The sequence below is a fragment of the Limnobacter thiooxidans genome, assembly GCF_036323495.1.
Classification (GTDB): domain Bacteria; phylum Pseudomonadota; class Gammaproteobacteria; order Burkholderiales; family Burkholderiaceae_B; genus Limnobacter; species Limnobacter thiooxidans.
In genome coordinates this window covers 132,705-143,802 of the sequence record NZ_AP028947.1, presented here as the reverse complement: position 1 = coordinate 143,802, position 11,098 = coordinate 132,705, and the positions used below count along the sequence as shown (strand labels likewise).

Genomic DNA, 11,098 nt, shown 5'->3' with positions numbered 1-11,098 from the left:
GGTTACAGCAAAGGCCGATTTCCGGACCATGCCGGAAAATCCAGCACGGCACCCGAGTGCACACTGCGAATGCGCGTTTGCACGAACGAATTGACTGACACGTGCGCAGCCAGGTAGCGGGCCAACACGCTGCCCAAAACCGCCACTCCCAAGCCCTGCAGCGCAAGTTCGTCGAGGGTCAAGGTAACCTGCAAGCCACGCACCACGGCTGGCTTGCCCTGGCGCACAATGCGGGACACTGCCACCTGGGAATGAACGCTTTGCACTGCACGAACAATGTGCTGCTGGGCAGGCTGTGCCGGGGCAGCGTGCAAACCAAGCAACTGGGTAATCGCGGCAGCACCGCCCTGTTGCTCGGAGCTAGCGGGATCGATCAGACCGAGATAGTTCAACGACAAATGTTCGATCAACTGCCAACAGGTTTGCGCGGTTTTCACGGGTGCTTTGGGTCGACTTGGCCCCCGCAGGAATCGAATGGACTGCAAAGGCAAATTGCCAGGCCACACCAGATCAGTGGGGCCTTTGCCCACAGGCATCAGCAAGGGCAGGTCCCGGTTGGTGCACAGGGCGCGAACTGCCAGTTGTTGAAGTCCATGACCGGCGATCAATTCACCAGTTGATTGTGTCAAGCCGAGATAGACATCCGTGCCGGAATAAGAGGAACGCCCGCCCTCGCGCGCCTGTTTTTCAGAAACCAGTGTGGGCGTGCGCCTGAGCACATAATGCGGCGTATCAAGACCATGCACACCACCGTTGGAATACAAAGCGGGCACTGACAACAACTTGTGTTGACCATGTCCCTGCACGCCCAGCACGCTGTGTACCTCGAAATCCTGTGGGCGGCTTCTGTTGGGCTGAACATGCATTTCATGCAGGCGTTCATCCAGCAACACGCGGTCGCAAGCGTGTTCAAACAGGTTCACAACCGGCGTGCAATTCAGGGCCAGTGAATCCTGATCCACCACCCGATCCATTTCAAGGTTGCTGTCCGTGAAACACAGCGCCAATTCAAAGGACTGTTGCTGAAAACTGGCCAAATGTGACTTCAAGCCACGCACTTGAAAAAACAGAAAGCGCTGGGGAAAGGCAAAAAATTCCTGAAGCAAACGGGTGCCGCTGAATTGCCGCGCATCGGCAGGCAGCAGGGCCTCTTCGTCACTCATGCCCATGGCCTGCACTGCCCCCGCCGGCAAGAAACGCCAGGCGGATTGCCCCGTGGGCCGAATGGCCACAACAGCAGTGGCATAACAGGCTCGTTCGAATAGGGGGAAAGCATATTCGTCGCCACAGCTGACATGAAAGTCGAGCGTGTCGACCGGCAACTGCGACAAAGCCGACTGCGTGGTGGTTTGAATGTGAATGTGCAGGGCGGAACGAACCACACCTTTGCCTGGTACCTTCGGTGGAGTACCCCGGAACGGACCATGTTCCACAGCCTGAATTTCAAGTGGCCACAGGGTCAGGGCATGGCCTGTGCGGAATTTGCACGGCGTGTGAACACCCTTGGCCACCTGACTTTGCAGCACAGTACCCGCAGGGACAGAAACGCCTTTTTTAAGCGCCACATCGCCCAGATTGGGTTTGAGTTGTACGACACCCATGGCAGGCACGGGTGCCAGAAAATTGACACTGATCCGGTTCAGCAATTGCTCGGTGAAGCGGGGAAATTCTTCGTGCAGGCGAAGTTGCACGCGCGCGGTGAGAAAAGCAAAACCCTCGAGCAGGCGTTCAACGTAGGGGTCTTGAACCTCGGTGGCATCCATGGCCAAACGCGAGGCTATTTTGGGGAAACGCGCTGCAAATTCAGCCCCCATGTCGCGCACATGCGCAAGTTCCTGGGTGTAAAACTGGAGAAGACGCGGGTCCATGGTGTTGAGCGGTTGGGGGCGATTCAGAAACCGGAAAGCGGCATCAAAGCTACCTTGCCGGTTTCAAGATCCACTTCCGTGCGAAGCATCAGTTCGATGGGATAAGGTTGCGCCCACAGCAAACCGGAAATGCGCAAACCAATGACGTTGTGCAGGTGCATCAGGCCCTGCTGGGTTTCCGCCTGCACTTTCAGTGAATTGCCATCAATTCGGGGCTCGAAATTGCGAATGAGTGATTCAACGGTGCGCTCGAAATCCTTGACGTCGATCATCGATGCAATTTTTCCCGCCACGGGAGGCATGCCGTAAGCCAGCACCGATCCATGCAATTCAGGATGACGCTCCAGGTGTTTGCTCTCGAGAATTCGGGTGGCGTTCAATAGCTGTTCGAGATCGCGGAGCACCATGTGGCGCAGTGCTTCCTTGGTGATGAAGCGGCTGTTGGCCGACTCCGCAACACGAGTGGGTTCGTCGTCCTGCAGACGGTCCAGCAAGGCGGGCTGCAAGGCATCTCGGGATTTACTCATAGACATCAATGTAGGTGCAGGCGCCTGACTTCAAATTGGCTGCTGACTTGGGGGTGTACACCACTTCAATTTCCTTGAAGGCAATTGAAAAGGACTCGACAACCTGCCGACCTTCATTGCCGCCGCCGGAAATTTCATAGTCGCAGATGCGTGCCTTGCGCAAGGTAATTCGCAGGTAATCGATGGTGGCAATACCGCCTGGGTCGCGGCAAGTCAAGACCACCTTGCCCAGCAATTCGGCCGATTTCAAGGCACTCATGATGGCGGTGCTGGAGCTGTCGATGGCCTTCTGGACATTGAGCGTTCGCACTGAAGCCTTGGAGGCCAGTTGAGAGGCTGAGTGAACTTGCTGCGACATGCCCCAGGACCAGGACAGCACTTCAATTTCACCGGCATGACCCGCAACCTGACTTTCCCCCTGGATGGCCCCCTGACGGGAGCCATCCAGGGCCAGGAACATATCAACTTTGGACATTGTGTTTCCTGGCTTTCCGATTATTTCTCGGAGTTGGTTGCAATGTTGAAAGTCGCCTCAACCTTGCCGTCTGGTCCACCGTCTTTTTTCTGTGGAACATACACGTAGCTGAACTCAGCGAAGTTCAAGGTCACGTTTTCTGTCAAACGGTCTTCACCACCTGAACCGCCCTGGCTGACGTTGGAAATGATGACGTCTTTCATGGTCAACACCACGTATTCCAAGGGCTTCTCGCCAGCCTTGCGCACTGTCAGAATGGCTTCATCGAAGTGCTTGCCGTTGCAACAGGCTTTGATCAGGTTGGGCGTGGACTTGTCGATGTACTTTGTGAAGCTGATGTCTTGCACACTGACCTTGCCTGCACCACCACCGCGACCCACGTGCGTGGTACCTGACTGGGACATGCCCCAGCTCCAGGCGGCGATGTCGATTTCCTTGGCATGCACGCTATCGGCAGACTCACCATCCACACCCTTGATTTTCAAAAACATGTCTACGGACATTTGATTCCCTCTGTAATTGTTAGGTTAAAAAATTGAAGTTTTAAGACGCTTTGGCGGATGGCAACTTGCTGACCAAACGCAAAGACACGGTTAGCCCCTCTAGCTGGTAGTGAGGGCGCAAATAGAAACGGGATGCGTACATGCCGGGGTTGCCTTCAATTTCTTCGACCACCACTTCGGCAGCAGCCAGCGGTCGGGAAGCCTTGACTGCCTCGGAGGAATTGGCAGGATCTCCATCGACGTACTGCATGATCCAGTCTTGCAACCAGCGCTGCATGTCGGCTCGTTCCTTGAATGAACCGACTTTGTCGCGCACGATGCACTTGAGGTAATGCGCAAAGCGGCAGGTTGCAAACAGATAAGGCAAGCGGGCAGCCAGCTTGGCATTGGCTGAGGCATCGGGGTCTTCATATTCAGCCGGCTTGTGCAGGGACTGCGCGCCAATGAAAGCAGCCAGGTCGCTGTTCTTCTTGTGAATCAGGGGCAGGAAGCCGCTTTTGCTGAGTTCCGCTTCACGGCGATCAGAGATTGCGATTTCGGTGGGACACTTCATGTCCACGCCGCCGTCATCGGTGGGGAAGGTGTGCGTGGGCAGATTGGGCACCGCACCGCCCGATTCAATACCGCGAATTCTTGAGCACCAGCCAAACTCCTTGAAAGAACGGTTGATGTTCACTGCCATGGCATAGGCCGAGTTGGCCCAGGTGTAACGGCTGTGGTCTGCAAGGCCGGTGTCTTCTTCAAACGCGAACTCTTCGACCGGGTTGATTTTTGCGCCATAGGGCTGACGCGCCAAAAAACGGGGCATGGTCAGGCCGAGGTACTTGGAGTCGTCGGTGTCGCGCAGGCTGCGCCACGCAGCGTAGTCGGGGGTGGAGAAAATCTTGGTGAGGTCGCGGGGGTTGGCCAGCTCTTGCCAGGAATCCATTTGAAGTGTGGCCGGTGAAACGGCTGACAGGAATGGCGCGTGGGCCGAGGCGCTGACCTTGGCGAGTTCGCCGAGCATTTCCACATCGGGCGGGGAATGGTCGAAGTAGTAATCACCAATGAGGCAACCATAGGGCTCGCCGCCAAACTGGCCATACTCGTGTTCGTAGATTTTCTTGAACACCGGGCTTTGGTCCCAGGCCACGCCCTTGTAACGTTTCAGCGTTTTTGCCAACTCGACCTTGGACACGTTCATGAAACGTATTTTCAGGAACTCGTCAGTTTCGGTGTTGTTCACCAGGTAATTCAAACCACGCCAGGCGCTTTCGATTTGCTGGAAATCGTCGTGGTGAATAATCTCATTGATTTGCACAGACAACTTTTGATCGATGGCGGCGATCATTCGTTCGATGGAATCCACGACATCGTCGCCAATCAGTTCAACGCCATCCAGCGCTTGCCGGGCCAGCGTCAAGACAGCGGACTCTACTTCGGATTTCGCTTCGTCGGTTTTAGGCTTGAATTCTTTTTGCAGCAGGGCCGACAGTTCGCTGCCTTCCAGCTCGAGTACGTCAAGCGCACGGTTTTGCAATTGTTCAGACATGATTACTCACCTTGTGAAGGAGTGGGTTCAACAGGCTTTTGGGTGGCTGACAGGCTTTTCAGCAAGGCTGGATCGGCCAGCAGCTTGGCCAGCAATTCTTCTGCACCTGTTTTTCCATCCATGTAGGTCAGCAAATTGGACAATTGCTGGCGGGCCTCAAGAAGCTTGCGCAGGGGCTCGACTTTGCGTGCGATTGCTGCGGGGCTGAAGTCGTCCATGGATTCAAACGTGATGTCGACTGCGACATTGCCTTCACCGGTGAGGTGATTGGGGGCATGAAAGGCCACGCGGGGTTTGATGCTTTTCATGCGGGCGTCGAAATTGTCGACATCGACTTCCAGAAAATCACGTTCGGCCACTGGCGCCAAGGGCACTTCCGATTTGCCGGAGAGGTCGGACATCACACCCATGACGAAGGGAAGCTGCACTTTTTTCTGTGACCCATACACTTCGACGTCGTACTCGATCTGCACGCGTGGTGCACGGTTGCGCCCTACAAATTTTTGTCCGCTCATTGATTTAACTCGCAAGTAAGAGTGGTTGAACGCAGGGCGACTTTAGGCATCTTCCTGCTCGAGAGAATCGGGATTGACCCCCATGATTTTTGCCACCTCGGCCAAGGCTTCTGGCGCGAGGTCTTTCATCAACTGCATGAAGTTTTTGTCGATCAAACGGCGGGCACGCTTTAACAAAAGCTGAGCAGGGTTGGTGGGTTCGGCACGTTCAAGGTAAATGCACACCTGATCAATTGCGGTCAGCGCCTGTTCACGCGACTGGATTCCCTGTACGGCCTTGGCGAGATGCTGCGCACCCACGCCGGGAGACACTGGATCCAGTGAAACCTGATTCGACAAATCGCTTGGTGGTACCGGTTTTTGACTTGGTTCCATTTGCGGGGATGGCAGGCAGGCCAACAGGTGCCCAAGGAGAGACTGAACTTCCAGCAAGTGGGGAAGACGTTCCGGTTCAACATGGGTCGCCAGCGCCAAATGAATACGCTTTAGACCGGTCAGACCCTGCGTGACAAGCAAACGCAAGGTATCAGGCTGGCCTTCCGGAGAGCGCAGGAACTGCTCCACCTGATCGCGCACCACGTGCAATTCAACACCGGGTGCATTGCCGGTCAACACTTCAAAGTCTTTCAGACGAAGCTCGCCAATGCGGGGATTTCGGACCACCACGCAATTGCGCAAAGACTGAAAGAATGAGCCGCCGTACCCCAGCGCTTCCACGGCGTTCAAGCGCGCATAGGGATCACTGTCGTCCAGGGGAGGGTTCAGGGTGGGCCAAGCCTGCTCCAGCAGATTGCCCATGGCGTGCAAGCCTTGCGGCAGGCTGAAAAAACCCTTCAGATGGAGTTGGGATTGCGCCCAAAGCAAGACCAGACGAAGATCGCGGCTTTGTTGAAGCAGCGACAGAGTGGCTGTTTCTACGGCATTCCAGTCTGGCGGGGTGGCGGGCTCGAACTGCGTTTCAGGTTTGCCAAGCGCAGCTTGCTGCAACTCAAGAAATGCGTTGTCGTATTCCAGGTTGGGGCCACATTCACCATGCTCGAGAGGATAGGCCCACGCAGGAAGGGTGTCAGTTTCGCAGGTGGCGGCGAGCCTGGATGGCGATGATTCAGATGAAAAAGACACGTTGCGCTAAGGCCCTTGGATAAAACCATGCGGGACTCTAACAACGGATTTTGAAGTTGGCGATTGGTCTAACCTGACCGAGATCACCACATGGGGTGAACGAGGTAGACCCTGTCATTATTCATGGGGTGAATAGAAAAAGGCCCTTGCCTGTTGAGTGCAAGGCCTTGAAGTTATCCGACCTTGCGGGTCAATTCGCGCAGCAGCACCCACTCCTCTGCGGAGCTGGGGTGAACTGCAATTGTTTTGTCAAAATCGGCCTTGGTGGCACCCATGGTGTACAACACGCCGAGCAGCTGGATCATCTCGGGTGAGTCTTCTCCCAGCATGTGAATGCCCACCACGCGGTCGGTGGCGTCATCCACCAGCAACTTCATGTAGGTCTTCTGTTCACCACCTGAAAACTTGGTTTTCATGGGTGTGAATTCTGTTTCATAAACACGCGTGGGCCCACGCTTCGCAGCCTGTTCTTCAGTCAAGCCAACACGGCCAATGGGCGGGGAAGTGAAGGTGGCTGTGGCCACGCTGGTGTGGTCCACGGTGAGATTTTTGCCATTGAATTCGTTCTCGGCCAGGGCGCGACCCTCTGCAATGGCCACGGGTGTCAGGTTCACGCGGTTGGTGACATCGCCCACCGCATACACACCTTTGATGCCCGTTTGGCTATATTGATTGACTTCAATTTCACCGTTGGGGCCGGTGCGCACACCGATGTTTTCAAGACCAAGGCCTTGCGTGTTGGGGCTTCGACCTGTGGCGTTAAGCACGAAATCAAAGTGATGGTTGCCCGCTGCGGTGTGCAATTCGAACGCTTCACCTGCCTGCGACAGGGTTTTGAAGTCGGTTTTCGGAAACAGTTGAATGCCTTGCAAGGCCATGGCGGAAACCAGGCGGCTGCGTACGCCGTCATCGAAACCGCGCAGTGGCAAGTCGCCCCGATAGAAGACAGACACCTCGGAACCAAGGCCGCGCAAAATGCAGGCGAATTCAAGTGCGATGTAGCCGGCGCCAATGACGCCGACCTTCTTGGGCAAGGTAGAAAGGTCAAGCAGCTCGTTGGAGGTTGCTGCAAGTTCCAGCCCTTCAAACGCGCTGCGGTTGGGGGCTGCGCCACTGGCGATCAGAATGCGCTGGGTAGACAGAACGCGGTCGCCGACCTGTACTTCGGTCGCGCTGAGGATGGTGCCGTGGCCACGAATGGTTTCCACACCGCTGTTCTCAAGCATGCGGGCGTAAATGCCTTCGAGCCGGTCAATTTCTCGGCCCTTGGCTTCTTGCCATTGCGCCATGGAAAATTCGGCCTGCGTAACCTGCCAGCCCGGTTGTAAACCTTCGCGCAATGTTTGACCGAACTGCGCGGCATACATCATGAGTTTTTTGGGCACGCAACCGCGAATGACACAGGTACCACCCAGGCGACTGGATTCTATCAGCGCGACTTTGGCGCCGTAACTGGCTGCGCGACGGGCGCTTGCGACGCCGCCGGAACCACCGCCGATGACAACAAGATCGTAAGGGGTGTTGGGTGTGGTCATTGTGTGCTCCTGGGGTGCTGCGTTGAGGACCTATTGTAACGCGAGTGGAGGTGTTGCTGCCCGGACGGGCTTGTGTTGACTCGACGGATTGAACCGTTGACTCGACGGGCTTGTTTGTCTTGCACAGAAAACCACTTGTCCCTTTTTGAAGCAGGCTCTGCATTCACCCGGTTCCGACAAAACAAATGGTCGGAACCGCGCGTCGCCCAAAGGGCGAACATTGGAGCCTGATTCAAACGGGGCGGTTTCCTTGAAGTGCAAGGCAAACAAATCCACTGCCGAGCCAACTCAACCACATCCGAGAGGCTCGCCGCGTCCGTGAGATTCACCAAGGCCGTAGCAACGCGCTGCAATAAGGGCTGGCGCACGCACACTGATGAGGCTTGGATGACCAAGTCAGTCGGAGTCTTCGCTGGAAGGCTGGCTGATTCAAGAGGGATAACTAGCGCGACTGGTGAAGGTGGTACAGCTGGTGCAACATTGGATTGGGCTACGCGGCAAGTGACGCTGCGTTGTTCGGGCCACTCGGCAATGGCTTTGCCAGTTCCGCATTTGAAGAAAACAGCCCCGCTTGAACAAGGCTTGAATGTTCGCCCGAAGGTGAAGCCGAGGGCGACACCTGAACCCGACCAGCTCTTTTGTCGGGTTCAGGTGAATGCAAAGTCTTCGTTCAAGAAGGGATTTGATGTTTTCATGCGGAAGCAGGCAAGCCATGACGAGTGGCCAATCTAATTCACGCAGTGGGCAAGCCATGCCGAGTCACCCAATTCACGAAGAGGGCCGCCCTTGCGATTTACCCCAATCGCCACGCATGGTATTTGCCCAACCACACCAGCAGCTTCTCTGGCGCATGCGCCCGCTTCCATTCCCCGGCCGCATACTTGTTGGCCTCGGCCAGCGTGGGGTAGGTGTGTATGGTGCCCAGAATCTTGTTCAGGCCCAAACCGTGTTTCATGGCCAACACGAACTCGGCAAGCAGGTCGCCTGCATGCACGCCTGCAATGGTGACGCCCAGGATTTTGTCTTTGCCGGGCACGGTGAGCACCTTGACCACACCGTGTGCGTCGCTGTCGGCAATGGCGCGGTCCAGGTCGTCGATGCCGTAGCGGGTGACTTCATACGCGATACCCTGCTCTTTGGCGTCTTGCTCGTTCAAGCCGACGCGCGCCACTTCAGGGTCGGTGAAAGTCGCCCAGGGAATGACGGAATAATCCACCTTGAATTTCTTGAGGTGACCAAACAGGGCATTCACCGAGGCGTACCAGGCCTGGTGAGCGGCCACGTGTGTGAATTGATAGGGGCCGGCTACATCGCCTGCCGCAAAAATATTGGGATACAGCGTTTCAAGGTATTCGTTGGTGACCACAGTGCGGTTGGTTTCCACGCCCAATGCTTCAAGACCATAACCGGTGAGGCGGGCTTTGCGACCCACCGCGCAAATGACATCGTCAAATTCAATGTCAACCTGCTTGCCCTGGTGTTCTGTAATCAATACTTTTTGATCACCGCGGCGCTCGAAGCGAATGGCTTTGTGCTGCGTCAAAATGTTGACGCCATCGGCCCGCATGGAGGCCATGGCCATTTCGGAAATTTCCGGGTCTTCGCGCACCATGATGCGCTCGCCCAATTCAACCTGCGTCACCTGCGAACCCAGGCGCGCGAAAGCCTGTGCCAGTTCGCTGCCGATTGGCCCGCCGCCCAGCACAACCAGCCGCTTGGGCAGTTCCTCGCGCTTGGCAAATTCATCCCACAGGGTGTCGCTGGTCAAATAACCACTGGTTTCAATGCCGGGCAGGGGTGGCACCACGGGTGAAGCGCCTGCGGCGATCACGATGCTGCGGGCAGTCAGGCGGCTGGTTTCACCGGTGTTGTGTTTGATTTCAACCGTCCAGGGATCCACAATGGTTGCGTAACCTTGAATCACATCGACGCCCAGGCCGGTGTAACGTTCCACGCTGTCGTGCGGCTCAATGGCCTTGATGATGTCGTGCACACGGGCCATCACCGCTTTGAAGCTGAAGCTGGGCGTGGCTGCGTGCAAACCGTATTGGTCGGCGTGGCGCATTTGGTGGGCCAGCTTGGCACTTTTGATCAAGGCCTTGGAAGGCACGCAGCCGAAATTCAGGCAGTCGCCGCCCATTTTGTGGGCTTCAATCAAAGTGACCTTTGCTTTGACAGCTGCGGCAATGTAGGAACTGACCAAACCCGCTGCACCCGCACCAATGACGATCATGTTGCGGTCGAATTTCGCAGGCTTGGTCCATTGCGCGTACACCTTGCGCGCCTTGATTTTGTCGATGATTTTCTTCGCGACCAGCGGGAAAACTCCCAGCAACACGAAAGACAACACAAGGCCCGGTGAAAGAATGCCAGACAAGCTGTCGATTTTCGCAAGCTCGGTGCCTGCATTCACATACACCACCGTGCCCGCCAGCATGCCCAGTTGGCTGACCCAGAAAAAGGTGAATGCCTTCATGCGGGTCAGGCCCATCAGCAAGTTGATCAGGAAGAATGGAAACACGGGTACCAAACGCAGGGTGAACAGGTAAAACGCGCCCTCCCTTTCCACACCCTCGTTGATGGCTTTCAGGCGGTTACCGAACTTGGCTTGAACAGAATCACGCAACAGGTAACGCGCGCCAATGAAGGCCAGTGTGGCACCAATGGTGGAAGCAAACGACACCAGCACCAAGCCTTGTACAAGCCCGAACAGTGCGCCTGCAGCCAGTGTCATGACAGCAGCGCCAGGAATGGAAAATGCGGTGACCACTACGTAGGCGGCGAAAAATATGCCACCGACCAACCAGGGTGACTCGGCCTGAAAACCGCGGAATTGTTCGAGGCTGCCTTTGAGGCTTTCCAGCGTGAGCAGGCTGTGCAGATCAAAGGCAAAAACCAGCGCCACAGCGGCCACAATCAGCAGCATTATTATTTTTTTCATTTCAATTCCTTGGTATTTCCGGGAAGGTGTCCGATCAATGATGCATGGACTTCATGACATGTACTGATAGTTTCGACGAGT

The 11,098-nt window shown here is 55.9% G+C and carries 9 protein-coding genes; all 9 read right to left on the bottom strand.

Annotated features, from left to right (window positions below; genetic code table 11):
* Window positions 1-2: 2 nt before the first annotated feature.
* Entirely contained in the window at window positions 3-1,868 is a 1,866-nt protein-coding gene (gene tssF, locus RGQ30_RS00625) for a type VI secretion system baseplate subunit TssF (RefSeq protein WP_130557133.1), read from the bottom strand.
* A gap of 23 nt (window positions 1,869-1,891) precedes the next feature.
* Window positions 1,892-2,401, bottom strand: a complete 510-nt coding sequence (gene tssE, locus RGQ30_RS00620) for a type VI secretion system baseplate subunit TssE (RefSeq protein WP_130557134.1) — start codon at window positions 2,399-2,401, stop codon at window positions 1,892-1,894.
* Window positions 2,388-2,870 carry an Hcp family type VI secretion system effector gene (locus RGQ30_RS00615; RefSeq protein ID WP_130557135.1) on the bottom strand — a complete coding sequence of 161 codons (483 nt, stop codon included), beginning with the start codon at window positions 2,868-2,870 and terminating at the stop codon, window positions 2,388-2,390. Before RGQ30_RS00615 ends, tssE begins: the two co-directional genes overlap by 14 nt.
* Window positions 2,871-2,890: 20 nt before the next feature.
* Window positions 2,891-3,373: an Hcp family type VI secretion system effector gene (locus tag RGQ30_RS00610; protein WP_130557136.1), complete on the bottom strand. Its 483-nt coding sequence runs from the start codon at window positions 3,371-3,373 to the stop codon at window positions 2,891-2,893.
* 40 nt (window positions 3,374-3,413) lie between these two features.
* Window positions 3,414-4,904: a type VI secretion system contractile sheath large subunit gene (tssC, locus tag RGQ30_RS00605; protein ID WP_130557137.1), complete on the bottom strand. Its 1,491-nt coding sequence runs from the start codon at window positions 4,902-4,904 to the stop codon at window positions 3,414-3,416.
* 2 nt (window positions 4,905-4,906) lie between these two features.
* Complete coding sequence (gene tssB / locus RGQ30_RS00600; protein WP_130557138.1) at window positions 4,907-5,419, bottom strand: type VI secretion system contractile sheath small subunit; 513 nt, start codon at window positions 5,417-5,419, stop codon at window positions 4,907-4,909.
* A 42-nt stretch (window positions 5,420-5,461) separates the two neighbouring features.
* Window positions 5,462-6,541, bottom strand: a complete 1,080-nt coding sequence (locus RGQ30_RS00595; protein ID WP_130557139.1) for a type VI secretion system protein TssA — start codon at window positions 6,539-6,541, stop codon at window positions 5,462-5,464.
* Between the two features lie 173 nt (window positions 6,542-6,714).
* The gene (gene gorA, locus RGQ30_RS00590; RefSeq protein WP_130557140.1) at window positions 6,715-8,076 is read right to left on the bottom strand and encodes a glutathione-disulfide reductase; all 1,362 of its coding nucleotides are present in this window, start codon (window positions 8,074-8,076) and stop codon (window positions 6,715-6,717) included.
* A gap of 793 nt (window positions 8,077-8,869) precedes the next feature.
* Window positions 8,870-11,017, bottom strand: a complete 2,148-nt coding sequence (locus tag RGQ30_RS00585) for an FAD-dependent oxidoreductase (RefSeq protein WP_130557141.1) — start codon at window positions 11,015-11,017, stop codon at window positions 8,870-8,872.
* Window positions 11,018-11,098: the final 81 nt, after the last annotated feature.

Coding starts and splice junctions, on each gene's coding strand:
- tssB (WP_130557138.1), bottom strand. CDS start 5,419: ATGAGCGGACAAAAATTTGTAGGGCGCAACCGTGCACCACGCGTGCAG.
- RGQ30_RS00615 (WP_130557135.1), bottom strand. CDS start 2,870: ATGTCCAAAGTTGATATGTTCCTGGCCCTGGATGGCTCCCGTCAGGGG.
- tssC (WP_130557137.1), bottom strand. CDS start 4,904: ATGTCTGAACAATTGCAAAACCGTGCGCTTGACGTACTCGAGCTGGAA.
- tssE (WP_130557134.1), bottom strand. CDS start 2,401: ATGTCTATGAGTAAATCCCGAGATGCCTTGCAGCCCGCCTTGCTGGAC.
- gorA (WP_130557140.1), bottom strand. CDS start 8,076: ATGACCACACCCAACACCCCTTACGATCTTGTTGTCATCGGCGGTGGT.
- RGQ30_RS00585 (WP_130557141.1), bottom strand. CDS start 11,017: ATGAAAAAAATAATAATGCTGCTGATTGTGGCCGCTGTGGCGCTGGTT.
- RGQ30_RS00610 (WP_130557136.1), bottom strand. CDS start 3,373: ATGTCCGTAGACATGTTTTTGAAAATCAAGGGTGTGGATGGTGAGTCT.
- tssF (WP_130557133.1), bottom strand. CDS start 1,868: ATGGACCCGCGTCTTCTCCAGTTTTACACCCAGGAACTTGCGCATGTG.